This is a genomic window from Lagierella sp. ICN-221743 (genome assembly GCF_037890055.1).
In the GTDB taxonomy this organism is placed as follows: domain Bacteria; phylum Bacillota; class Clostridia; order Tissierellales; family Peptoniphilaceae; genus Mediannikoviicoccus.
In genome coordinates this window covers 115,646-141,637 of the sequence record NZ_JBBKBD010000002.1, presented here as the reverse complement: position 1 = coordinate 141,637, position 25,992 = coordinate 115,646, and the positions used below count along the sequence as shown (strand labels likewise).

The 25,992-nt window shown below is 33.6% G+C and carries 24 protein-coding genes, 1 tRNA gene and 1 other annotated feature; of the genes, 22 read left to right on the top strand and 3 right to left on the bottom strand.

Going from position 1 to position 25,992, the window contains the following annotated elements; all coding sequences use genetic code 11:
• Positions 1–5: 5 nt before the first annotated feature.
• The 14 genes from ruvB to hslO all read left to right on the top strand — a co-directional run bounded on the left by ruvB (position 6) and on the right by hslO (position 15,278).
• Positions 6–1,013 carry a Holliday junction branch migration DNA helicase RuvB gene (gene ruvB / locus WKS98_RS01775; protein ID WP_498916466.1) on the top strand — a complete coding sequence of 336 codons (1,008 nt, stop codon included), beginning with the start codon at positions 6–8 and terminating at the stop codon, positions 1,011–1,013.
• Positions 1,014–1,016: 3 nt separating this feature from the next.
• A complete protein-coding gene (gene queA, locus WKS98_RS01770; protein ID WP_498916395.1) occupies positions 1,017–2,048 on the top strand; it encodes a tRNA preQ1(34) S-adenosylmethionine ribosyltransferase-isomerase QueA in 1,032 nt (343 codons plus the stop codon).
• Between the two features lies 1 nt (position 2,049).
• The gene (gene tgt, locus WKS98_RS01765; RefSeq protein WP_498916393.1) at positions 2,050–3,171 is read left to right on the top strand and encodes a tRNA guanosine(34) transglycosylase Tgt; all 1,122 of its coding nucleotides are present in this window, start codon (positions 2,050–2,052) and stop codon (positions 3,169–3,171) included.
• 11 nt (positions 3,172–3,182) lie between these two features.
• Positions 3,183–3,497: a preprotein translocase subunit YajC gene (gene yajC / locus WKS98_RS01760; RefSeq protein WP_498916392.1), complete on the top strand. Its 315-nt coding sequence runs from the start codon at positions 3,183–3,185 to the stop codon at positions 3,495–3,497.
• A gap of 55 nt (positions 3,498–3,552) precedes the next feature.
• A complete protein-coding gene (gene recJ / locus WKS98_RS01755) occupies positions 3,553–5,283 on the top strand; it encodes a single-stranded-DNA-specific exonuclease RecJ (RefSeq protein ID WP_498916391.1) in 1,731 nt (576 codons plus the stop codon).
• Positions 5,284–5,347: 64 nt separating this feature from the next.
• Positions 5,348–7,501, top strand: coding sequence for a RelA/SpoT family protein (locus WKS98_RS01750; RefSeq protein ID WP_498916389.1), 2,154 nt, complete (start codon positions 5,348–5,350; stop codon positions 7,499–7,501).
• Complete coding sequence (gene dtd / locus WKS98_RS01745; RefSeq protein WP_498916388.1) at positions 7,501–7,953, top strand: D-aminoacyl-tRNA deacylase; 453 nt, start codon at positions 7,501–7,503, stop codon at positions 7,951–7,953. Before WKS98_RS01750 ends, dtd begins: the two co-directional genes overlap by 1 nt.
• Positions 7,954–7,961: 8 nt before the next feature.
• Positions 7,962–8,570, top strand: coding sequence for an MBL fold metallo-hydrolase (locus WKS98_RS01740; protein WP_498916386.1), 609 nt, complete (start codon positions 7,962–7,964; stop codon positions 8,568–8,570).
• A 38-nt stretch (positions 8,571–8,608) separates the two neighbouring features.
• Positions 8,609–8,788, top strand: a binding site (T-box leader).
• A gap of 68 nt (positions 8,789–8,856) precedes the next feature.
• Positions 8,857–11,511 (top strand): valine--tRNA ligase, encoded by a 2,655-nt coding sequence (locus tag WKS98_RS01735; RefSeq protein WP_498916383.1) that lies wholly within the window; start codon positions 8,857–8,859, stop codon positions 11,509–11,511.
• Positions 11,501–12,754: a bifunctional folylpolyglutamate synthase/dihydrofolate synthase gene (locus WKS98_RS01730; RefSeq protein WP_498916381.1), complete on the top strand. Its 1,254-nt coding sequence runs from the start codon at positions 11,501–11,503 to the stop codon at positions 12,752–12,754. The genes WKS98_RS01735 and WKS98_RS01730 overlap by 11 nt, the downstream gene beginning before the upstream one ends.
• A 1-nt stretch (position 12,755) precedes the next feature.
• Positions 12,756–13,289 carry a hypoxanthine phosphoribosyltransferase gene (gene hpt / locus WKS98_RS01725; protein WP_498916379.1) on the top strand — a complete coding sequence of 178 codons (534 nt, stop codon included), beginning with the start codon at positions 12,756–12,758 and terminating at the stop codon, positions 13,287–13,289.
• Positions 13,282–14,007 (top strand): class I SAM-dependent DNA methyltransferase, encoded by a 726-nt coding sequence (locus WKS98_RS01720; RefSeq protein WP_498916377.1) that lies wholly within the window; start codon positions 13,282–13,284, stop codon positions 14,005–14,007. Before hpt ends, WKS98_RS01720 begins: the two co-directional genes overlap by 8 nt.
• 98 nt (positions 14,008–14,105) lie before the next feature.
• Complete coding sequence (locus tag WKS98_RS01715) at positions 14,106–14,309, top strand: cold-shock protein (protein ID WP_237036212.1); 204 nt, start codon at positions 14,106–14,108, stop codon at positions 14,307–14,309.
• A gap of 87 nt (positions 14,310–14,396) precedes the next feature.
• Positions 14,397–15,278, top strand: coding sequence for an Hsp33 family molecular chaperone HslO (gene hslO / locus WKS98_RS01710; RefSeq protein ID WP_498916375.1), 882 nt, complete (start codon positions 14,397–14,399; stop codon positions 15,276–15,278).
• Positions 15,279–15,280: 2 nt separating this feature from the next.
• Here the strand turns inward: hslO and WKS98_RS01705 are convergent.
• Positions 15,281–15,356, bottom strand: a tRNA-Arg gene (locus tag WKS98_RS01705).
• An 87-nt stretch (positions 15,357–15,443) separates the two neighbouring features.
• On the opposite strand from WKS98_RS01705, the gene WKS98_RS01700 reads away from it, so the two are divergent.
• Entirely contained in the window at positions 15,444–15,773 is a 330-nt protein-coding gene (locus WKS98_RS01700) for a hypothetical protein (RefSeq protein ID WP_498916373.1), read from the top strand.
• A gap of 17 nt (positions 15,774–15,790) precedes the next feature.
• Here the strand turns inward: WKS98_RS01700 and WKS98_RS01695 are convergent, their stop codons facing one another.
• Positions 15,791–17,587: an ATP-dependent helicase gene (locus WKS98_RS01695; protein WP_498916371.1), complete on the bottom strand. Its 1,797-nt coding sequence runs from the start codon at positions 17,585–17,587 to the stop codon at positions 15,791–15,793.
• Between the two features lie 47 nt (positions 17,588–17,634).
• Here WKS98_RS01695 and WKS98_RS01690 point away from each other — a divergent pair, with 47 nt between their 5' ends.
• The 7 genes from WKS98_RS01690 (at position 17,635) to smpB (ending at position 24,108) form a co-directional block, all read left to right on the top strand.
• Entirely contained in the window at positions 17,635–18,429 is a 795-nt protein-coding gene (locus WKS98_RS01690) for a nitroreductase family protein (protein WP_498916369.1), read from the top strand.
• Positions 18,430–18,431: 2 nt separating this feature from the next.
• Positions 18,432–19,355 carry a tetratricopeptide repeat protein gene (locus WKS98_RS01685; protein WP_498916368.1) on the top strand — a complete coding sequence of 308 codons (924 nt, stop codon included), beginning with the start codon at positions 18,432–18,434 and terminating at the stop codon, positions 19,353–19,355.
• A gap of 1 nt (position 19,356) precedes the next feature.
• Positions 19,357–20,184, top strand: coding sequence for a molybdate ABC transporter substrate-binding protein (modA, locus tag WKS98_RS01680; RefSeq protein WP_498916367.1), 828 nt, complete (start codon positions 19,357–19,359; stop codon positions 20,182–20,184).
• Positions 20,177–20,851 carry a molybdate ABC transporter permease subunit gene (gene modB / locus WKS98_RS01675; RefSeq protein WP_498916365.1) on the top strand — a complete coding sequence of 225 codons (675 nt, stop codon included), beginning with the start codon at positions 20,177–20,179 and terminating at the stop codon, positions 20,849–20,851. Before modA ends, modB begins: the two co-directional genes overlap by 8 nt.
• A complete protein-coding gene (locus tag WKS98_RS01670) occupies positions 20,824–21,471 on the top strand; it encodes an ATP-binding cassette domain-containing protein (RefSeq protein ID WP_498916363.1) in 648 nt (215 codons plus the stop codon). The genes modB and WKS98_RS01670 overlap by 28 nt, the downstream gene beginning before the upstream one ends.
• A gap of 80 nt (positions 21,472–21,551) precedes the next feature.
• Positions 21,552–23,684, top strand: coding sequence for a ribonuclease R (rnr, locus tag WKS98_RS01665; RefSeq protein WP_498916362.1), 2,133 nt, complete (start codon positions 21,552–21,554; stop codon positions 23,682–23,684).
• Positions 23,662–24,108, top strand: a complete 447-nt coding sequence (gene smpB / locus WKS98_RS01660) for an SsrA-binding protein SmpB (RefSeq protein WP_498916361.1) — start codon at positions 23,662–23,664, stop codon at positions 24,106–24,108. Before rnr ends, smpB begins: the two co-directional genes overlap by 23 nt.
• Positions 24,109–24,133: 25 nt before the next feature.
• On the opposite strand, the gene WKS98_RS01655 is transcribed toward smpB, so the two are convergent.
• A complete protein-coding gene (locus tag WKS98_RS01655) occupies positions 24,134–25,885 on the bottom strand; it encodes an Rqc2 family fibronectin-binding protein (RefSeq protein WP_498916359.1) in 1,752 nt (583 codons plus the stop codon).
• Between the last annotated feature and the right edge of the window lie 107 nt (positions 25,886–25,992).

Below are 25,992 nucleotides of genomic sequence, written 5' to 3'. Positions count from 1 at the left end.
TAATGGTGGAAGATTCTAACGAAAGAATAGTTGGGAGAAATTTTATTTCTCAAGACGAAGTCATCGAAAACTCTTTAAGACCCAAGTGGATGGGTGATTATATTGGCCAGGACAAGGCAAAGGAAAAACTTGATATATTTATAAAAGCTGCAAGGGAGAGAGGAGAAGCGCTGGACCATGTGCTATTACATGGGCCACCGGGACTTGGTAAAACCACATTGGCAAATATAATTGCAAATGAAATGGGAGTAAATCTTAGAATTACCAGTGGACCAGCCATAGAAAAGCCTTCAGACTTAGCATCTATTTTAACCAACTTACAAAAGGACGATGTTTTATTTATCGATGAGATTCACAGAATAAATCGCTCCGTTGAAGAGGTGCTATACCCTGCAATGGAGGACTTTGCCCTTGATATAATCGTTGGAAAGGGACCTTCTGCAAGGTCTTTGAGAATAGACTTGGAACACTTTACATTAATAGGAGCAACTACAAGGGCGGGACAGTTAACTTCGCCGTTAAGGGATAGATTTGGTGTGTTACTAAACTTTGAACTTTATTCCAATTCAGACTTGGCAAAGATTGTAAAGCGTTCGGCAGGAGTTTTAGATGTTGAGATTGACGATGAAGGAGCTCTTGAAATCGCTAGACGAAGCAGGGGGACTCCAAGAATAGCAAATAGGCTTCTAAAGAGGGTTAGAGACTATGCACAGGTGCTACATGATGGCAAAATCGACAAGGATGTTGCAAATCATGCACTGGATATGCTTGAAGTGGATAACTTGGGCTTGGACAGCGTAGATAAAAAGATAATTCTAACCATTATAAATAATTTTAATGGAGGGCCTGTGGGAGTAGACACCATTGCTGCTTCAACGGGAGAAGAGAGCATTACAATAGAGGATGTTTATGAGCCCTATCTACTTCAAATCGGATTTTTAAACAGGACCAGTAGAGGTAGAATGGTTACTAAGAGGGCTTATGAACATTTTGGAATAGAGTATGAGGAGTAGATATTGAAAACAGATGATTTTGATTTTGACTTAGACGAAAGTCTCATAGCCCAACATCCCATTAAGAACAGGGATGAGTCAAGGCTTATGGTCATGAGTCGGTCAAGTGGAGAAATTTCACATAAAAAGTTTTATGATATTATAGATTATTTAAACCCAGGGGATGTGCTGGTGCTTAACGACACCAGGGTTATTCCCGCAAGGCTTTTTGGAAACAGGCCGGGCAAGGACGAAAAGATAGAAGTCCTTCTGGTACAAAGAGGCGACGATGATGTTTGGGAGACTCTTGTAAAGCCAGGTAAGAAGATGAAACTTGGGTCTGAAATTTCATTTGGAGATGGTTTACTAAAAGGCGAAGTGGTTGATATTAGTGATGAGGGAAATAGATTTGTAAAGTTTTATTATGATGGAATCTTTGAAGAGATATTAGATAAACTTGGCAACATGCCCCTTCCACCATATATAACTGAAAAACTTGAAGACAAAGAGAGATATCAAACTGTGTATGCAAAGCATGAAGGCTCTGCTGCAGCGCCAACTGCAGGACTACACTTTACAAAGGAACTTTTGAAAAAGATAGAAGAAAAGGGCGTTATTGTAAAATTTGTCACCCTTCATGTTGGACTTGGAACTTTTAGACCTGTTAAGGTTGATGATGTGGAAAAGCATAACATGCACTCTGAAATGTATATTATGCCAAAGGACACGGCAGATGCAATTAATGAAGCTAAGAAAAATGGCAAAAATATAATTGCGGTAGGAACAACCTGCATTAGAACTTTAGAATCAGTTGCAAAAAAGCATGGAGACATAAGGGAAGACAGTGGATGGACTGATATTTTTATCTATCCAGGATTTGAATTTAAAGTTGTGGACAGTTTAATTACAAACTTCCATCTACCTAAGTCAACACTTTTGATGCTGGTATCGGCATTTTCAACTAAGGAAAATATTTTAAGGGCATATGACATTGCAGTTAAGGAAAGATATAGATTTTTCTCCTTTGGCGATGCTATGTTTATAAAGAGGGATTAATATGATAAGTTATGAAATAGAAAAGAAGTCCTCAAATACCAAGGCCAGGGCAGGTATAATTCACACTCCCCATGGAGACATAAAGACACCAGTGTTTATGCCAGTTGGTACTAGAGCGACTGTTAAGACGATGACTCCAGAAGAGTTAAAGGACATTGGAGCACAGATTATACTTGGGAACACCTACCATTTATACTTAAGACCTGGACAAGAGGTATTAAGACAGGCAGGCGGACTTCATAAGTTTATGAACTGGGACAGGCCTATACTTACAGACTCAGGAGGCTTTCAAGTATTTAGTTTAAATAAGATTAGAAAAATAACCGAAGAGGGAGTGGAGTTTCGTTCCCACATTGATGGATCAAAACATTTTATTTCTCCTGAAAAGTCAATGGAGATTCAAAATGACATTGGTTCTGACATAATGATGGCATTTGATGAATGTGCACCATATCCATCAACCTATGACTATATAAAGAACTCTACTGAAAGAACTCTGAGATGGCTAGAAAGGTGCAAAGAGTACCACAAGAACACTGACAAACAATCACTTTTTGGAATTGTTCAAGGTGGTATGTACAAAGATCTTAGAAAGTTTTCTGCAATTGAATCGGCAAAGCTAGACTTACCTGGCTACTCAATTGGTGGTCTATCTGTGGGAGAGCCGAGAGAGCTTATGATTGAGATGTTAAATTACACAACACCATTTATGCCAGAAAATAAACCGAGATATTTAATGGGTGTAGGAACTCCTGACTATCTTTTCGAAGCTGTAGAAGCAGGAGTTGACATGGCGGACTGTGTTCTTCCTACTAGGATTGCAAGAAATGGAACTGCAATAACAACCCATGGTAGATTGGTTGTTAGGAATGCAAAATATAAAAATGATTTTAGTCCACTGGATAGTGAATGTGATTGTTATACATGTAGAAACTATTCAAAGGCCTATATTAGACATTTGATAAGTGTAAATGAAATACTTGGAGCAAGGCTATTGACAATTCACAACTTATCATTTTTAATAAATATGATGGATAATATTAGAAATTCAATTCTTGAGGATAATTTCCTCGAATATAAAAATGAATTTTATGAAAAATATGGTTATGAATACCACAAATAAAGGAGGAGAATATGCCACAACAACAATTATTTAGTTCAATAAGTTTTATGGTCATCGTATTTGGTGCCATGTACTTTTTCATGATTAGACCTTCTCAAAAGAAACAAAAAGAAGTAAATAAGATGAGAGAAAATCTAAAAGTAGGAGACAACATAATTACAATTGGTGGAATCAAGGGAAAAGTGATCAAAATCGGAGATGACTTTGTAGTAATTGAAAGCTCAAATTCAAAAACAAAATTAGAATTTGTAAAATCTGCAGTGGGAACAGTTATTGCAAATGAAGCCAATATAGCAACAGAAAAAGAAGAAAAAGAAGAGAAATAATAAAAGAGGGAAAGATAAGATATTTTTAAAATAACTTATCTTTTTTTGGTGAAAAATGAATAAGTGGTTAATTAAAGCGGCAAAAAAAGAATATAAAAAAATCGCTAATGATTTTGAAATAAATGAAGTTTTAGCAAAGATAATTGCAAATAGAAATGTCGAATATGACGATATACCAAAATATATAAACCCCACAGCTGAAAACTCAATGCATGACCCATTCTTGATGAAGGACATGGACAAGGCAGTGGATATGCTAATTGAAGCCATAGATTTAAATAAACATATAAGGATTGTGGGAGACTATGACCAAGATGGTAACTCTTCTACCATGACACTACTAGATGGTCTTATGCTCTTTACTGAAAATATTTCATATGCCATACCACATAGAGTTGAAGATGGATATGGAATTTCAAAGAGGATTGTTGAGAAGGCAAAGGAAGAGGGAGTAGATTTAATTATCACCTGCGACAATGGAATCAGTTCCTTTGAGCCGGTGAAGCTTGCTAGGGAACTTGGCATGGATGTAATTATAACGGACCACCACCAAGTTACTAAGGACGAAAATGGCGAAGATATACTTCCAGAGGCAAATGCTGTGCTAAATCCAAATAGAAGTGATTGTGAATATCCCTTTAAAAAACTTTGTGGTGCAGGGGTTGCTTTTAAATTTATGTATGGCCTCTACCTAAAATTGGATGGAGATCTGGATTATTTAATGGACTTGCTTGAATATGTTGCCATGGGTACTGTGGCAGATATTGTAGACCTTTTAGATGAAAATAGATTTTTTGTAATGGAAGGTCTTAAAAAGATTCATAAGACCAATAACTATGGAATCAAAGCCCTTATTAGGGAAACAAAACTAGAGCAGGAAAGTATTGATGTATATAAAATTGGATTTATACTTGGACCATGTATTAACGCAGCAGGAAGGCTTGACACTGCAACCTTGGGAATAGAACTCTTCTTGGAAGAAAATCTTGAGCGTATTGATGAAATTGCAAAAAGACTTGTGGAGTTAAACAACGAGAGAAAGGCTTTGACGGAAGAAGGAGTAAAGCTTGTAATGGACAAGGTGGAGAGTGAAGAGCTTTACAAAAAAGATATAATCCTAGTATGTGAAAAGTCCATCCACGAGTCATTGGCAGGTATAATTGCAGGACGTGTTAAAGAGTTTTACAATAGGCCTACAATTGTTTTTACAGCAGCAAGGGAAGAAGGAGTTTTAAAGGGCTCTGGCAGAAGTATTGCTGAGTATGACATGTATAAAAATATTTTTCCATTTAAAGAGATGTTAAAATCTTTTGGAGGACACCCGATGGCATGTGGCCTTTCGGTGTATGAAGAGAATTTCGATTTACTTTATTCAAGCCTATTAGACTCTTCAAAATTAACAGAAGAAGATTTAATTCCAAAGAAATATATTGACAGTCAACTGTTTATAGACAAGGTAACATTTGAAATTGTAGTGCTTATCAACACGTTGGAACCATATGGCGCAGGCAATCCTAAGCCTGTGTTTGGAGATAGAAATATTGAAGTGCTTGATATGAAAATTCTTGGCAAAAATGAAAACACTTTAAAACTTCAACTTAAGGCCAGGGGAAGAAAGCTTGATGGAATAATGTTTTCTAACAAGGAAAAGATAAAAGTTATATATGACTATGTGGTATCAAAGGGAAGTAATAAAAATCCTTTTATAGATATAATCTACTATCCTGATATAAATGAATTTATGGGAAATAAAAATCTACAAATCAGAATTGTAGACCTTCGTTAAATTGAAGATTAACTAAAAATATGATACTATAATAGTATTATTTAATGCGATGGAGATGTGTAAAATGCTTGATGATTTGCTTCAAAAAATAGAATCCTACAATCCGGATGTGGACAAAGAACTTATAACAAGAGCATATGATTTGGCTGAAAAGGTGCATGAAGGACAGTTCAGAAGTTCCGGTGAACCGTATTTTATACATCCGGTTGCAGTTGCCAATATATTGGCGGACTTGAACATGGACGATGAAACCATAGTTGCAGGTCTTTTACATGATGTTCTTGAAGACACAGAAGTTACTGAAGAAGAGTTAACGGAAATATTTGGTGAAGAGATAACTCTTTTGGTTGAAGGTGTAACAAAACTTAATAAAATCTATTACAAGTCTAAACAGGAAAACCAAGCTGAAAACCTTCGTAAGATGGTTTTGGCTATGTCAAAGGACATAAGGGTTATAATTGTAAAGTTAGCTGACAGGCTTCACAACATGAGAACTCTTGAGTATATGGAGAGGACAAAACAGATTGAAAAGGCCACAGAGACCTTAGAAATCTACGCTCCACTGGCACATAGACTTGGTATTAGTACTGTTAAATGGGAACTGGAAGATCTTAGCTTAAGATATTTAGAACCAAAGATATATTACGATTTGGTTGAAAAAGTAAAGCTTAAAAGAAGAGAGAGAGAGTCTTTTATTCAAGATATTATTTCAGTTTTGAACTTGGCAATGGAAGAACTTGGAATTACTGGAGAAATAAGTGGTAGACCTAAGAGCATCTACAGTATCTACCGTAAGATGTATCAACAGGGAAAGGCCTTTGAAGAGATTTTTGACCTTTCAGCGGTGAGGGTAATCACTGATAGCGTTAAAAGTTGTTATGGTGTTCTAGGTGCGGTGCATACACTTTGGAAGCCGATTCCAGGCAGATTTAAAGACTATATAGCCATGCCAAAACCAAATCTATACCAATCACTTCACACTACTGTTATAGGGCCGCGTGGAGAGATTTTTGAAGTACAGATTAGAACTTATGAAATGCATAGAACTGCTGAATATGGTATTGCAGCCCATTGGAAGTACAAAGAGGGAACTAGCGGAAAGAAATCGTCCCTTGATGAAAAGTTGGCATGGATTAGAGAGCTTATGGAATGGCAAAAGGACATGTCCGACTCCAGAGAGTTTATAAACTCTTTTAAAGAAAACTTTACTTCAGATGAAGTATTTGTATTCTCACCAAAGGGAGATGTAATAGAACTTAGGGAAGGCTCAACTCCAATTGACTTTGCCTATAGAGTTCACTCAGCAGTTGGCAATAAATGTGTTGGTGCAAAAGTAGATGGAAGAATTGTACCTTTGACATATAAATTAAAAACTGGAAATATTGTAGAGATACTAACTTCAACAACTTCTTCAGGCCCTAGCATGGACTGGCTTAAAATTGTACAGACATCTCAGGCTAGACAGAAGATTAAACAATATTTCAAAAAGAAGGAAAGAGATAGCAACATAGTTAAGGGTAGAGACATGCTTGAAAAGGAAGTTAGAAAGCAGGGTTACACCTTTAATGAGATTTTAAAAGAAGACTGGCTTAATAATGTTATGGAGAGGATGAAGTTTAACTCTCTTGACGACATGTATGCATCCATTGGCTTTGGGACAACTCCTTTAACACAGATTATGCCTAAGCTAAAGGAACTTCATAAGGAATATTACAAGACAGACGAAATAGAAGAAGAAAAACATGATATTGAGTTAAAGAACATACCTGAGAGTTCAGAACATGGAATCGTACTTAAGGGCGTGGACAATATTCAAATCAAGATTGCAAAATGTTGTAACCCTGTTCCGGGAGACGATATCGTAGGTTATATTACAAGAGGTAGAGGAGTTTCCGTTCATAGAAAGGACTGCTCAAATATTTCAAATATTGATCCTAATAGACTTATTGATGTGTATTGGGATGCTGATGATGAATCGACTTACAATGTTGAAATTCAAATTATTGCATTTGATAGATTTGGATACTTGGCAAACTTGACATCAAAGATATCAGAACTTGGCACAGACACCAAGGGCATGAATGTTATTAAAAACAAGGACAAGACATATACCATAAATATAATTGTAGAAGTAAATCACACTCAACAGGTGAAGGACATTCTACAGGCGTTGAGAAGTATAAAAGGAACATTGGACGTTTATAGGGTGACAGCATAATGAGAGCAGTTATACAAAGAGTAAAAAGAGCTTCAGTAACTGTAGAAGATGAAAAGATAGGTGAAATATCCAAAGGGTTTTTAATTCTTCTTGCAGTTCATGAAGGTGATACAAAAGATGATATGGACTATATATTAAAAAAGGTTTCAAAGCTTAGAGTATTTGAAGATGAAGAAGGAAAGATGAACCTTTCAATCCAAGACATTGGCGGAGAATTTTTAGTAGTATCTCAATTTACACTTTACGGCGATGCAAGAAAGGGAAACAGGCCTAGCTTTATAGAATCTGCCAAACATGAAAAGGCAAATGAATATTATGAAGAGTTTGTAAAGGAATTAAGACAGCTAACTGGGCTCAAGGTTGAAACTGGTAAATTTGCAGCTGATATGCAGGTTGAACTTGTAAACGATGGTCCAGTTACTATTCAACTTGATAGTAGCAAAATATATTAGGAGAAAATATGGAAGTATTAAAGATTGAAACAAGAAGACTTGTGGAAAATATTTATATTATAATTGAAGGAGATGGAGCAATTATAATAGACCCTGGATATGAATTTGATGCACTAGTGGATTTAATTGAAAACAGGGATTTAAAACTTGAAAAAATTCTTTTAACCCATGGACATGGGGACCATATTGGTTCTTGCGAACAGCTCAGAGCAAAGTACAACACACCTGTTTATGCCCATGAAAAGGAAAGGGAATTGTTACTAGACCCTAACCTCAATTTAAGTGCGGCAATGTATGGTGATATAAGTATAGACGCTGACTTTTATGTAAATGAAGACAGTGAAGTTTATTTCAATGACCACAAAATTGAGTTCATTTATACACCTGGTCACACCATAGGAAGTCAATGTATTAAAATTGGACAAAATCTTTTCACTGGAGACACACTATTTAGAAACTCCATAGGAAGAACAGATCTACCTACAAGTAGCCCAGAAGATATGAAAAATTCACTTGAGAAAATTAAACTACTTGATGATGAACTAATAGTTTATCCAGGACATAACTCAAGTAGTACCATTGGAGATGAAAAGAAGTACAATCAATTTTTAATTTGATATTTTCATTAAAATATGATAATATTTCTATAAAATTGATATTTACGTTGAAGAAGAGGAGTAAGTTAAAATTATTTTTTAGAGAGGAAGAGTTTGGTGAAATCTTCTAAATGTTTTAATTGAAGGTTGCTTTGGAGTAAAGTTGATTACTTTATAATCATTTGAGTGTCATTGAATAATGAAAATTAGGTGGTAACACGGAACCTTTCGTCCTAAGTGGATGGAAGGTTTTTTTATTATAATCAAAGACAAAAAGATAAAACTTTAGAAAAAAGGGGAGTACAGAATGAAAAATTTGGAAAAAACTTATGATCCCAAATCATTTGAAGAAAAAATTTACAAAACATGGAAGGATAACGGATACTTTAGAGCAGAAGTGGATAAGGACAAAAAGCCTTTTACAATTGTTATGCCACCACCAAATGTTACAGGTGTACTACATTTAGGTCATGCTTTAAATAATACACTACAAGATATTCTTATAAGAAGAAAGAGAATGCAAGGTTACAGCGCCCTTTGGATTCCAGGAACGGACCACGCCAGTATTTCAACTGAAATGAAAGTTGTTCAAAAGATTGAATCTGAAGGCAAGAGCAAGAAGGACTTGGGAAGGGAAAAGTTTTTGGAAGAAGCTTGGGACTGGACTAGAATTTATGGTGGAAATATAAAGAACCAACTTCAAAAACTTGGTGTGTCATGTGACTGGTCAAGGGAGGCCTTTACACTTGACGAACACCTTTCTGATGCGGTACTAGAAGTGTTTATAAAGATGTATAATGAAGGCCTTATATATAGGGGCGACCGTATTGTAAACTGGTGTGTGTCCTGTGGTACAGCGGTATCCGATGCGGAAGTTGAACATGTCGATGAAGATGGAAAACTTTGGCATATTAAATATCCTTTTAAAGATGAGGATGACTATATAGTTATTGCCACCACAAGACCAGAAACTATGCTTGGAGACTTGGCTGTTGCGGTTAATCCTGAGGATGAAAGATATAAGGACATTGTTGGAAAAAAACTAATACTACCATTAGTAGAAAGGGAAATTCCTATAATTGCCGATGATTATGTGGAAATGGAATTTGGAACAGGCATGGTAAAGATTACCCCATCCCACGACCCTAACGACTTTGAAGTTGGAGAAAGACATAATCTTGGTCAATGTATCGTAATAGATGAAACTGGTCATATATCTGAAGGTTACGGAAAATACTCTGGCATGGAAAGAATAGAAGCTAGAAAAGAAATGATTAAGGACCTAGAAGAACTTGGACTTATTGAAAAGATTGAAGACCATAGTCACGCAGTAGGTCACTGTGAGAGATGTGGAACTGTTATTGAACCTGTTGTATCAAAACAATGGTTCGTTAAAATGGAAAAATTTGCCAAGGAAGCACTTGAAGCCTATGAAGATGGAAAGCTTAATCTAATTCCAAATAGACTTGGCAAAACCTATGAAAACTGGCTTACTAACACAAGAGATTGGTGTATATCAAGACAACTTTGGTGGGGTCACAGAATCCCAGTTTACTATTGTAAAGACTGTGGTGAAGTGATTGTATCTAAGGAACACGTTGATACCTGTCCAAAGTGTGGAAGTTCAAATGTGGTTCAAGATCCAGACACATTGGACACATGGTTTTCATCTGCACTATGGCCTTTCTCAACTTTAGGTTGGCCACATAAAACAGAAGATTTAGAATATTTCTTCCCTACAGATGTACTTGTAACTGGATATGACATAATCTTCTTCTGGGTTATAAGAATGGTATTTTCATCAATACACAATATGGGAGAACTTCCATTTAAGGATGTATACTTTACTGGACTTATTCGTGACTCTCAAGGAAGAAAGATGTCTAAGTCACTTAATAACGGAATTGACCCATTAGAAGTAATTGAAAACTATGGAGCAGACGCCCTTAGATTTACTCTTGTTACTGGAAACTCCCCAGGAAATGATATGAGATTCTATATGGAGAGGGTTGAAGCAAACAGAAACTTCGCAAACAAACTTTGGAACGCAACTAGATTTATATTTATGAATCTAAAAGAAGAAAAGATAAAAGATATTAAAGATGTAAAACTTGAAGTTGAAGACAAGTGGATAATATCAGAATTAAATAGCTTGATTAAAAACGTAGATCAAAACATAGACAAGTATGAAATAGGACTTGCTGCTGATAAGATATATGACTTTATTTGGAATGAATTCTGTGACTGGTATATTGAACTTGTAAAACCAAGACTTTATGAAGAGGGTAATGAAGAGTCCGAAGTTGCTGCACAATCAACTTTAATTCATGTGCTTGACAATGTTATAAAACTACTTCATCCTTTTATGCCATATATCACAGAGGAAATTTACTCTATTATGCCAAATAAAAAGGATATGTTAATAAATGAAACTTGGCCTGAGTACAACAGCTCTTTCTGCTTTAAAGAAGATGTAGAAGAGATAGAAATGTTGATAGAAACAACAAAGGCAATTAGAAATGCAAGGGCAGAGCTTGATATTGCACCAAGCAAAAAAGCTGAGTTATTCATCTTGGTTGAAAATGATGAAATTAAATCAAAACTTGAAAATATTTCTCATCATTTTAAAACAGTTGCTTCAGTTTCAGAAACTCATTTTGCAGATGAAGATATGACTTCAGAAGACTCTATATCAATAGTACAAAATGGATTTAAGGGTTTTATTCCTCTTGATGAACTTATTGATTACAGTAAGGAACTAGACAGACTTACAAAGGAACAAGACAGACTGTCAGGAGAAATTAAGAGGGCAGAAGGAAAACTTTCTAATAAAAATTTTGTGGACAAAGCACCAGAAAAAGTTGTTGCTGAAGAGAGAGAAAAGCTTGAAAAATATATTTCAATGAAGGAAGAAGTTGACACAGCACTACAAAAGGTGAGAGAAAAGGTAAATGGAATATAAACAAGCTCTTGATTTAATAGAAAATGTAAATTATGGACATAGTGAGGACTCTTCTAATTTTGAAAGAGTCCTTAGAAAGCTTGAACTTAGAATAGATGAAAACAAAATAATTCAAATTGCTGGCACCAATGGGAAAGGCTCGGTTGGAACTTTTTTATCAACTCTGTTAAAAGAACAGGGATATAAAGTAATGCATTTTTCATCTCCCCATTTGGAAAAGTATGAGGAGAGAATAAAAATAGATTTAAAACCAATTTCACAAGAGCTTTTAATTAAAAATGTGGAAGAGATTTTAGAAAAAATAGAAATTAAAGACTTAAAGAGTTTAAATTATTTTGAAGTTTCATTTCTCCTTGCTCTAAAGATATTTGATAATGAAAAGCCTGACTATTTTGTGGTTGAAACTGGAATTGGTGGTAGATTTGATATTACAAATATTTTTGATTCAAACTTACTAAGTATAGTAACCACAATTGACTATGACCACCAGGATAGACTTGGAAACACTTTGGAAGAGATAGCCTACCACAAGGCAGGAATAATAAAAGAAAATGGAAGAGTGGTTTCATTTGAGCATGAAGGCTTTGTGGATGAAGTTATTTTAAAAGAAGCAAAAAATAAAGATGCAAATTTTAAATTTTTAAAATCAACTGATTATAATGCAAAAGAAATTTCGCCAGCAGGTTCAAAGTTTGAGTATGGGGGAATGAAACTTGAAACAAATGTTTTAGGTTCTTATCAAATATCAAATATATGCCTTGCTATTTTAGCTCTTAGTGAAATAATAAAAAACCCAGATGTTCAAAAAATAAAATCAGCAGTTAAAGAGCTTTACTTTGAAGGTAGAATGGAAGTGTTGAAAAAGAATCCTCTTATAATAGTAGATGGTGCCCATAACTATGAAGGTATAAGGGCCTTAAGAGAAAATGTTGAAATGCTTAACTTAAAAGATTTTAATCTAGTTATTGGTTCCATGAAGGATAAAGATATTATTGACCATCTGGAGGATATAATAAAGTTTTCAAAGAGGGTTATAATAACTAAAATTGATTATGAAAGGGCAATGGATCCGAAAGAGTTCGCCAAGAAGCTAAAAGAGTACAATAAGGAAATTGTAATAACAAGTGGCGTTGAAGAGGCTTGTAACTTTATTAGAGATAAAATTTTACCAGAAGAAAAAATTATCATAACCGGTTCCCTTTATTTAATCGGACAATTTAAAAAATATTTAAAGGATGAGTAATATGGAAAATAAAAAAGAAGTAGTACTTTTTAGTCGTGAAGAAATAGCAAGTAGAGTTAAAGAGCTTGGAAGAGAAATAACAGAGCATTACAATGGTGAAGAGGTTATAGTAATCCCTGTTTTAAGGGGAGGATTTGTGTTTGCAGCAGACCTTATAAGAGAACTTGAGATTCCAGTTGTGGTTGACTTTGCAATAACTTCATCCTATGAGTCGAGAGAGGAAAGCTCAGGACAGGTAAATATAATAAGTGACATTAGAGAAGAAATTGAAGGTAAAAATGTTTTAATTGTGGATGATATTATGGACTCTGGTCACACACTTAAAAATTTAAAGGAACTATTTGGAAAAAGAAATCCAAAAACATTAAATGTATGTGTACTATTGGACAAGCCAAGTAGAAGACAAGTGGAACTTAAACCTGATTTTAGAGGATTTGAGATTGAAGATGTGTTCATAGTTGGATATGGACTAAACTATGGTAAAAATTACAGAAATATTCCTTATATCTTCAGCTGGGAAGATATAGATGTATAATGAGTTTTCAAGTATCTACGATAAACTTGTCTTTGACATCGACTATGAAAACCATAGTAGAATAATAAAAGAAAATGTGGATTTCAAAGAAAACATGAACATACTTGAAATAGGAATTGGAACGGGAAATATGACAAAATACTTTATAGGAAATTCAAAAGAGTATTTTGGACTAGATCCAAGTGTGGAGATGTTAGAAATTGCCTCTAATAAGCTAATAGACTACTCAAATATAAGATACCTAAACATAGGTATAGAGGAGTTAGAGATAAAAGACTATTTTGATTTTGCATTTTCCACATTAGATACCATAAACTATTTGAAAGATTATGAGACTGTAAAGAAAAGTTTTGAAAACGTGTACGATTCTTTGAAACATGGATCTTATTTTTCTTTTGATGTAAACTCTTTGGACAAAATAGAAAATGTTCTAGGAGACAATAGCTATGTGTATGAGTACGAAAATATTTTTTACACTTGGCAAAACGAGTATGATTATGAAAATAAAGAGGTTGATATGATTCTTGACTTCTTTGTAGAAGAAGAGGGAGCGTATAATAGGATTACTGAGTACCAACATCAAAAATACTATTCTACTGAAATTTTAAAAGAGATGCTTAAAGAAATTGGATTTAGTAATTTTAAAATAAAAGATTTTGATACGGGAAAAGATATAGAAGAATATACTCAGAGAATACTTATAACTTGTCAAAAATAAAACGCTTCTTGCAGTAATAAATAAAACATGATATACTTTTAAAGTACAGTAAATAAAGCTGTTAATTATTTATTGGTTAATTTTTTTGGAGGAACAAAATGGCAAAAGGCAAAGTAAAATGGTTTAATGCAACTAAAGGATTTGGATTTATTTCTACAGATGAAGGCGAAGACGTTTTCGTTCACTACACTGCTTTAGAAGACAATGGTGAATTCAGAACTTTAGACGAAGGACAAGAAGTTGAATTCGAAGTAGTAGAAGGAACTAAAGGTCCACAAGCTTCTAATGTAGTAAAATTATAATATAAATTTTTTTAGAAGTACAACTTAGCCCCTGTAAAGGGGCTTTTGCATTTTTGAAATAAAATTAATTAAATAAAGGATGATAAAATGGTTCAACTATACAGATATTTAAATGAAAAAGAGACTTTGAGTTTCTTTATAATAAACTCCACTGAGCTTGTTGAAGAGATGAGACAAGTTCATGAGACTTCTACCACTGCAACGGCAGCTCTAGGAAGGCTTTCAACCATGGCTTCTCTAATGGGCTCAGAGATTAAAAACGAAAAAGAGAGAATAATATTAAAAATTCAGGGAGATGGTCCTGCTGGCCTACTTGTATCTGAAATAAATTATTATGGTGACATTAGATCCTACATTCAAAACCCTAAGATTGACATACCATCAGTGGAAGGAAAACCAAAGCTTGATGTGGGAGGTTTTGTAGGACACAATGGCAATCTAGTTGTAACGAGAGACCTTGGATTTGGACAGCCTTACAATGGCTATACAGAGCTTGTTAATGGAGAAATTGCAGAAGACTTTGCAAAGTATTTCTATTCATCATATCAAATGCCAACGGTGGTTAGTTTAGGTGTTCTTGTTGATGTTGACTACAGTGTAAAGTCTGCAGGAGGATTATTTATTCAAGCTCTTCCAAATTATGATGATGAAGATTTGGATATGCTTGAAAGTGCATTAAAGGACTTTCCTGCAATAAGTTCTCTATTTGTTGAAGAAGAGAGTCCTCAAGCTGTAATTGAAAAATATTTTAAAGAGTTTAATCCAAAGTTAGTTGGAGTTGACGAAAGAAGATATAAATGTTCTTGCAATCGTGATAAGATTGAAAAATTAATAATTTCCCTTGGAGACGAAGAAGTGAAAGATATTCTTAAAGAAGAGGGTAAAGTTGAAATAAAGTGCAGCTACTGCAATAAGATGTATGAATTTTCAGAAGATGAAGTAAAAGAAATCTATGACAATCTAAAATAAAATGGCGCACCAGAGAGGATTCGAACCCCCAACATGCGGTTCCGGAAACCGATGCTCTATCCCTTGAGCTACTGGTGCGTATAAAATTATTTTATCATAGAGGAAAAATAATTACAGCATTCTGTTTTCATGATATAATAAGGCTAATAGGTCAAAGGAGATATTATGAGATCAATTTTAGAAATGATAAATGACAATATGGATAAAGTAATAAAAGTTCCGATGTTTTGTGTTTTCGCAATGTTAATTGTGATTGTTGTTTTCTTTTTTATAAAGCGTGAAGGAATTGTAAAGTACTTATTTGGGCTATTATTACTGGCAGCGGCTATGATTACGTTTATTGTAGCTATAACAAATCTAACGGATCCAGTGGCACTTTCTATGCTGGAATATTTTGTATTGTCCCTTGCAAGTGGAATAATATCATTATGCACTGCATGGTTTTTAGACATATTTTTTGTAAAAAAGAAAAAGAGAAGACAACAAAAGGGCTAGAAAAATCTAACCCTTTTTTATTTTGCGTTTTTTATTTCTCTTATAAAGACAGAAGGATTGACCTTCGTGTGCATTCTTTTTTTAGGAACCAATAGAGTTAAGTGTTTCTTTGCTCTTGTTATGGCTACATAAAAAAGTCTTCTTTCTTCTTCGCTGTCAATAACTCTTTCATCATAAATTGGAAACTCCCCATCCACCAAGTCAGTTATTATAACATGGTCATATTCAAGGCCCTTTGACTGATGTACTGTGGATACATAGATTGGGTTTTCATTGGTAGGGTTTATTAGACTCTTGCTATTTATATTTTCAATAAAGCTTTTTACTTCATGCAAATCTTCGTGATTTTCCGAAAGATTTAAAAGTATTTCTTGAACTAAGTCCAAGGAAAAGTTTTCGTAATGTCTTTTTAAATAGTCCAAATATCCTGTGTTAAAAAATATTTCTTCAAGCTTTCCTTTTAAATTTAATTTCTTCATTCTATTTAATGAATTGGAAAACTCTACCATAATATTTTTTTGATAATCAGGCAGTGAATAATCTAAAATAATTGTCTTTACAATTCCTTCGGAGCTATCGGGAATTATGGAGTAGACATAGTCTTTTCTCAGATACAAATTAAGTTTATAATAAATTCTCTTAAATGCATCCATGTTGTTTTTGTCCATGGAAAGATCAACTATATCAATTAAGTCTCTTAAAATCTCGTTTAAAATATCGGCTTTAAAGTTTAGCCTCTTTGTGTACTTTACATTATTCTTTTCAAAAAAGTTTATAATGCTAATTGCATTAATATTATTTCTAAACAGTATTCCAAGGGTCTCTCCATCTTTTATATCTTTAATATAGTCTAATATATATTTGTTTTGCACATGCAAATTTTTCACCTTGGCCAATGTTATAGGAAGGTTTTGATTGCTATTTGACTTAACATCTTTTAAATATCTATTTTTATTCTTCTGGATAAGAAAATCAGAAAGGCGTACAATATCGTTTGAAGATCTATAATTTACATTTAGGTACATCATGTTGATATCTGGGTATATATGTTGTATATCAAGAAGATATTTTGGATTGGCACCTCTAAAACCATATATGGATTGGTCATCGTCAGCTACTATGAAAAGATTATTTTTTGGTTTAGCAATCTCTTCCAATATTTTAAACTGAATCAAAGATGCGTCTTGACCTTCATCTAGCTGAATATACTTATAAAATCTTCTGACTGAATTTAAAACTTTTTCTTCAGACAATAAGATTTTATAGGCAAGAGACAGCATGTCATCAAAGTCGATAAAATAATTTGCCTCTTTAAAGGTATCGTACTCATTTGCGATTTCTTCAAAATAATTATTGTTTTGGAAATCATAGCCAAGCAAATTGTTTTTTACATAGGAGTAGTTTGTAAAGAAGGTGTCTAAGTCTTCCTTACTAAGATACCTATTGTGACTTTGAGCGGAGATTCTATTTACAAGGGCATACTTATTAAATTCGTGGCTTCCTTCGATAAGTCTAAAGTTTAATTTCATCTCCTTTGCATAGAATCTTATGATGCTATAGCAAAATGCATGTATGGTAGAAAAATTTGGTTTTAAAGATGTATTTAGTCTATAAAACCTACTTTTCATGTCAAGAGCTTGAGTTTTTGAAAAAGTTAAATTTAATATTTGATTATCCTTTATTTTAAAGGTATTATTTAAGTAAACGATTCTATTTAACAACACAGTGGTTTTTCCCGAGCCGGGTACTGCAAGTACCAGTGCGGGACCTTCATTGTGTTCAATGGCATTTTTTTGCTGAATAGATATCTTCATTTAATCACCTGAGTTGATTATAACAGAAAAAATATAACGGAGGAATTATGGACTTAAAAGAATTTTTAGAAAAAAGAAAATCATGCAGAAAGTATGAAGACAGAGAATTAACTTCTCAAGTGTTGGACAAGGTAAAAAAACTTTTAGAAGCTGAAAACGAAAAGGCTTTAAAGCATAATGTGGAATATAAATTATATGGAGATTCCATATATAATGGACTTGAAGGCGTTGGTGGATATTCAGGAGTTATGATAAAGTCACCTAACTACATTACTATGAACTACAAAGTTAAGGACAAGGAGTCTTTAATTTACGGTGCTTATTATTTGGAAGAGATTGTTGGTGAGCTTTCTCAAATGGGTCTTGGAACTTGCTGGATTACACTTTTTGGAGTTGATGAAGAAATTAAGTCAAAAACCTTTGGAACTCAAGACAAAATAGACTTTGTACTTGCATTTGGTTATCCAGAAAGCAAACCTACTTTTGAAATTGATGAATACTCTGCAAGACATGGAATAGAAGACTTTGTTTACTTTGAAGACTTTGACACACCTTGTACCGTTGAACAACTTTACAGCTATGGCATTGATGAAATATTCTATTACATCAAAAATGCTCCATCAGCATATAACAGTCAACCATGGAGATTTTTAATAAAGGGTGGAAATATTTATCTATACATTGAAGACTTTAAGGGCGATGCAAATTACACTGACTCAGGTATTGTAATGTACTACTATACAAAAATGGCAGAACTTTCAAGCATAGACGCTACTTGGCACTTAGACGATGAACCTGAAGTTGAAACTAACTTCAAATACATTGGAAGTACTAATTTCTAAAAATGAATAGATATAGAAGAAGCGATAATTATATTAAATTAGCGCAAAATTTCTATTTAAACGGTGAATACAAAAAATCTGTTGAAGCACTTAATAAGGCTTTAAGGTTTGAAAATACTGAAGAAAAATATATTGAAATATATCTCGACAAGGCTCAAATATATTATGAGGTGAAAAACTATTACAATGCAATAAAAGTTTATAATGTCATAATTGAGAGATTTGGCGAGATTCTTCAGGCATTTTATGGCATAGGGGTTATGTATGACTTTTTAGACGAATTTTATTTAGCTGAAAAATATTATAAAAAATCCATAGCTATAGACGATAACTTTAGAGAAGGTTATTTCTTTCTTGCAGATTTATATGACCGTTATGGATTTACAGACAAAGCTATTTGCTATTATAAAAAGACGATTGAAAAATTTCCCAAGGATTATATGGCTTATAATAACTTGGGAAGTATTCTTGAGATGCAAAAAAACTATGGAGAGGCTCTAAAATATTTTGAAAAATCAGTTGAAATAAATCCTGATTACTTTAGATCTACATTTAATCTTGGAATAGCATATGAAAGATTAAATGATGAAAATAAGGCGCTTGAATATTATTATAGGGCTTCTGAATTAAATCCAGAATATCAAGATATTTATCTAAACATATCCGCACTGTATATCAAGCAGAAAAAGTTTATGGAGAGTTTAGAAATACTCACTGAAGGAATTTCATATGCTGAAAATACCTACAATCTTTATTACAACAGAGCTTGTGTATATTTAAAGGTTGGAGAAGAGGAGAAGAGCTTTAACGATTTGAAAAATGCAGTTATAGAAAACCCGAAGCTAAAAGATTATTTAAAAGTAGATGAAGATTTTAAGAGCTACAGGAAAGATGAACGATATTTAAAAATAATAGGAAGGGATTAAAATGAAAAATATTAAAAAAATACTTTTATTCACATTATGTTTATCCGTTTTAATATTTACTGCTTCATGTAATAGGGGAAATGTTGAAGAAACGGTAAAGGACAAAGTTGAAGACGCTTCAAAGGAAACTGAACAAACTTCTGGAGGAGAAATTTTAGTAGGTGCTGCGGCAAGTTTAACTGACGCAATGAATGAAATTAAACCGATATTTGAAGAAAAAGAAAATTGCACATTGAACTTTACCTATGCGGCAAGTGGAACTCTTCAAAAACAAATTGAAGAAGACGGTGGAATAGATGTATTTATCTCTGCCAGTGAAGCAAAGATGAATGCAGTTGACGAAAAAGATTTAATGGTTAAGGAATCCATATTTCCTCTATTAAAAAACAAACTTGTACTTATTAAGAACAAAGAAGCTAATGAAGATATCAATATGGAGAACTTTATTGAAAAGTCAAACAAGATTGCAATTGGGCAACCAGATGTAGTTCCTGCAGGACAATATGCAAAACAAAGTTTGGAAAGTTTAAATTTATGGGAAAGTGGTCAAGAAAAATTTGTATTCGCAAAGGATGTTAGGGCGGTACTTGCATATGTGTCTACAGGTGAATGTGAATCAGGTTTTGTATATAAGTCAGATGCTGTTATAGACGACAATGTTGAAATAGCTGAAGAAGTTAAAGATGATGTACATGACCCAATAGTATATCCTGGTGGAATTGTAAAATCTACAAAGAACCAAGAACTTGCACAAAAGTTTTTAGATTTCTTAAAAGAAAGTGAAGCTAAAGATATACTTACAAAGTATGGATTTGAAATAAATGAATAAAGCTGAAATCATGGCGCCAATAATGCTATCATTTAAAATTGCTGTTATTTCTACTTTTATAACGCTTATTTTAGGTTTGATATTGGCGTATGTATTCACTAAACACGAATTTTTATTTAAGGACGGCCTGGAAGTTATACTAACGCTACCAATGACATTGCCACCTACCATAATGGGTTATATCCTACTACTTTTATTTAGCAGGAAGGGACCAATAGGAAAAATTCTCTACAATGCATTTGATATAAATGTAATCTTCACATGGGTAGCTGGATGTATTGCGGCGGTGGTTGTATCACTACCACTTATGTATCAAAGTATAAAATCATCTTTTCTAAGTACTGATCCGGTTTATGAGAACGTGGCAAGAACTTTGGGTAAGTCTGAGTTTGAAATTTTCACAAAAGTAACCATACCCTTAGCTCTTCCAGGAATTGTAAGTGGAATTGTACTGAGCTTTTCAAGGGCCATAGGGGAATTTGGCGCAACTTTAATGGTGGCTGGTAATATTCCAGGAAAAACTGAGACTATACCACTTGCCATCTTTTATGCGGTTGAGTCAAATAATAGACAAAAGGCAAATCTACTAATGGCAATCGTAATAGGCTTTAGCTTTATAAATATATATCTACTAAACAAGTGGATAAAGAAAAGGAAGGTAAATTGATGCTTTCTGTTGACATTGAAAAACAATTAGAGTTATTTAAATTGGATTTAAAATTTCATATCGATAAAGAAGTTCTAGCAATTCAAGGTGCTTCGGGAAGTGGAAAGACAACCATATTAAATATAATTGCTGGACTTGTTAAAGCAGATAGAGCAGAAATATCCAATGGAGATACTATTTTAGAGTCAACGGAAAAAAATATCTATCTCCCATCAAGAAAGAGAAACTTAGGTTACATGTTTCAAAACTATGGACTTTTTCCACATCTAAGCGTTGAGAAAAATATTAAATTTGCAATGAAGGATAGGGAGCTTTATGAAGACCTTCTGGATGTATTAGGACTTAGAGATTTACTTAAGAGATATCCTTCCGATATATCTGGCGGTGAGAAACAAAGGGTTGCACTTTTAAGAACTTTAGTAACAAAGCCTAAGGTTTTACTAATGGACGAACCATTTAGTGCCCTGGACGCTGAACTAAAAGAAAAATTATATCCAAGCTTTAGTGAATTAATAAAGAGTTTAAATATACCGGTTTTAATTATCACCCATGATAATGATGAAGCCAACTTTTTAGCAGATAGTATAATTCACATCGATAAAGGTAAAATAACAGCTTAAATGCTGTTATTTTATTTTTAACGATGATATTTTATATGATTTGGTATAATGGATATAAAGAGTGAAAGCAGGAGGTAGAAATGAGAATAAAAGAAAAAATATTAGAATATATTTCATCAGAGGACTACATGCCAAGAACTTCTGAAGAGCTATGTATGATTTTTAATATAGAGCCTAAGGGAAGAAGGGACTTTGTAAATGTTTTAAATGTTCTCGAAAAAGAGGGCTTGCTTATAACTACAGCAAAGGGCAAGTATATGCTTCCTGCAAGTGAAAATCTATTTAGAGGTGTTCTTGAAGGTAACAAGGCGGGCTTTGCATACTTTATAGAAGAACATGGCATTATAGATGACGTTTTCATTCCAAGGGATGATTTAAGAGGAGCATGGCACCAGGACAAGGTGTTAGTAAAGGTTACTAAAAAAGCTGAAACGGACAAAAAAGCAGAAGGCGAAGTTGTAAAGATAATAGAAAAGAATAAAAGACCAATAATAGGAACCTATATTCAAGGCAAGAACTTTGGCTTTGTAGTTCCAGACGACACTAGATATGGCTTTGACCTATTCATTAGCAAGGGTGACCGTAATGGTGCCAAGACCAATGACAAGGTTGTTGCAAAGATAAAGGATAGGAAACCTAAGGGAAAGAATCCAGAAGCCATAGTGACAAATATAATTGGAAACATAAATGAAAAAGGTGTGGATATTACATCCATCGTAATGGAATTTGATTTACCCTTTGAATTTTCTAAAAAAGTGCAAGACAGGGCGAGGGAAATTGAAACGGAAGTGGACCCTAAAGAAGTTGAAGAGAGAACTGACTTTAGAGATCTCTTCACAGTTACAATTGATGGGGCTACTGCAAAAGATTTTGATGATGCCATATCGATTGATAAAAAGGATGATAACTATTTGCTCTATGTTCATATTGCGGATGTTGCTCACTATGTGGCTAAAGGCTCTGCACTGGACAAAGAGGCCTATAGAAGAGGAAACTCAGTTTATTTATTAGACAGAGTTATTCCAATGCTACCAAAGGAATTGTCCAATGGTATTTGTAGTTTAAACCCAGGAGTGGATAGACTTTCCATGACTGTAAAAATGGAAATTAACAAGAGGGGAAAGGTAGTTGATTACAAGTTTTATGAATCTGTTATAAACTCTGATTACAGACTAATCTATACCAATGTTTCAGATATAATTGAAGGAAAACAAGATATATATGAAGATGAATCATTAAAGGAAAAACTTTTAATGATGAATGAGCTTTTTGAAATTTTGAAAGAAAAAAGAGAGAGAAGGGGAAGTATAGATTTCAACTTCACTGATCCAGAAATAATTCTTGGACATGACGGAAAGCCAATAGACATTGTACAGGAAGAAAGAAGGGTTGCAAATAGAATTATTGAAGAGTTTATGATTGTGACAAACGAAACTGTAGGAAGTCACTTTGGATTTATGGAAGAGCCCTTTATATATAGAATTCACGAAGATCCTTCTGAAATGAAGGTGGAAGAACTAAGAAAAATGATTAAAAAATTTGGTTACTCCATTAAAGGTCAGGACATTCATCCAAAGGACTATGAGTCAATAATAAACGAAGTTAAGGGAAAGCCGGAAGAGCCGCTTATTTCAATGATGCTTTTAAGATCCATGTCAAAGGCGGAGTACTCCCCAGATCCACAGCCGCATTTTGGTTTAGCAAGCATGTTCTATACCCACTTCACTTCTCCTATTAGAAGGTATCCAGACCTATTTATTCATAGAATCCTAAAAAACTTTTTGAGAAATAAAAAGAATACAAATAATATGAATGAGTATATGAAGTTTTTACACGATGTGAGTAAGCACTGCTCAATGACTGAGAGAAGAGCTGAAGACGCTGAACGTGAAGTTGTAAATATGAAAATGGCAGAGTATATGGAGGACAACATCGGAAAGAGATTTGACGGTGTAATATCTGGCCTTACTAAGTTTGGTATATTTGTAAGACTTGACAATGGAGTTGAAGGGCTGGTGTCCTTTGTAAACATGACCGATGATTATTATAATTTTAATGAAGAAGCCTTTATTGTGGTTGGAGAAACAAGAAATAGAATATATAATTTAGGACAAAAGGTTCGAGTACAAGTAATTGATGCAAGCAGTATTAAGAGACAGATTGATTTTAAATTTGTAAATGGTGATAAAGATGGCAAAAATACTAACGAATAATAAGAAGGCAAGACATGAATATTTTATAGAGCAGGAGTATGAAGCGGGAATAGCTCTTAAGGGCACAGAGGTAAAGTCCTTAAGACTTGGCAAGGCATCTGTAACTGAAGCCTTTTGCCAAATTAGAAATGGAGAAGTCTTCATTTATGGAATGCATATTAGTCCCTATGAACAGGGAAATAGAAATAATGTGGATCCATTACGAATAAGAAAGTTACTTCTTCATAGACGAGAGATAAATAAACTTATTGGTGCAACTAAAGAAAAGGGATATACAATAATCCCATTATCCGTATATTTAAAAAATGGACTTGTCAAAGTGAAGATTGGTCTTGCGAAAGGTAAAAAACTTCACGACAAGAGAGATACAATTGCAAAGAGAGATTCTGACAGAAGAATACAACAAGCGTTGAGAAGAAGATAAAGAAAACCTCCTTGAGAAAGGAGGTTTAAATCTCTTTAAATATTTGAAAATTAAATTCCCTTGGATTTACAAAAATCGTTTTAAAATCTTCATAGTAGACCATACCAGGTTTTGCGCCTTTAGCCTTTCTAACATTTTTCTTTTCCGTATAATCCACAGCAACGTTTTGTTCATTTGAAACAGAGGAGTACTTTGAGGCTAATAAGCAACCGTCGAGTATATCTTCTTCTGTAATGTTATCATTTCTTAAAATCACATGTGAGCCAGGAACGTCTTTAACATGGATAAAGATGTCCTCTTTATTTGCAAGTTTCAAAGTGATGTAGTCATTTTGATAATTATTTTTTCCCACATAAAAATGTTTATCCCTCTCGTTTACAAAGTGATGAGGAGTGGAAGGCTTTGAAGATTTATTTTTGTCTTTATTTTTCGTTTTGCCCTTGCTAATATAACCACCACTGGCAAGTTCGGACCTAATCTCCATTACTTCAGAATCGGTTTCAACCTTTTTCAAACTGTCTAGTACTTGCTCAAAATATTTTATATCTTCCTCTAGTAGGGGAATCTGTTTCTTTAAAAGATTTTCAGAAGTTTTTAACTTGCTAAACTTTTTATAATAAAATTGTGCATTCTCCCAAGGAGATTTTTTTATATCAAGGGGAATTTCAATATTAGAAAGCTCAGGGTCATAAAAATTTTGAAGCGTTATGCTCTTTAGTCCCCTGTCCATACTATGAACATTGGCAGAGATTATATCTGCATACACTTTATACTTTTCTCTATCACTAGCTTTTTCTCTTTCGTCTAAAAGTTTAACTAATTTATTTCTATCTTTTTCTAAAAGATGAGAGACTTTCTTCGAAAGGCTGGAAACTTTTTGTGAAACTTTGTCGGACACAAAAGATTCGCTAAAATAATTTTCACATGCAGTTGACATGTTATCTTCAATTTTAGGTTCTACATTTAAATAATTTAATTTTAAACAGTGAAAGTCAAGTAGCTTTCCGGTTTCGTCACGGTATGTTGCATAAAAATAATCTTGTGATAGAATTCGATCTGAAGTTTCCTTAAATGAATTATCAATTCTTTCTAATTCTTCAGAATTTAGCTCCATAGCTTTTTTATTTCTATCAACATTTGACTCATAAAGAATTTCATCTGTAATCTGAGGTGAAAATCCCGTATAATTCATATAGAAAAATCTTGCCATCTTAATATCTTTTTCCATATTGGAAATTATTTCAGATGGAAGTTTGTTTTCGTTTGTAATATCCACCTTGTCATCTTCGATATAGGAGTAGCTTAGTCCAGGAAGAAGTTGGCGCACTCTAGAAAGATCTTCCGTAACCCTTGTGATGGAATCTAAAATATTAAACTCTTCTCTAAGAATAATATTGGAATACTTTCCCATAACTTCAATTGTCAAAGTCTTTGTAACTAAATCTCCCAATTCATTCATTGATGATATATTTATATCCAAAACCCTGTCTAGGCCCTTTTGTTCAATAGACTCTATAACTCCATTTTGTAAATGCTTTCTTAAAAGCATACAGAAGTTTGGTGCCTTAATGGGGTTTTCTTTATTTTCATTTGAAAGATAAAACCCAGGACGATTACTAGAAGCGTCCAATAATAATTTGTAATTATTTTTTTTATTATAAATTTGTAGCAAGATAGTTCTATTTTCCGGTTGGTTAATTCGATTTACTTTTCCACCGACCAATTTATCTTTAAGTTCTTTGACTACTGCCCTTGTTACAATTCCGTCAAAACTCATAATTACCTCCAATCTATACTTATAAATTATACCATAGTAAAACTTTCGTGAATAATACAAGAAATTTGTTACGAAAATGTAACATATTATTGAATTAGCCTTGACAT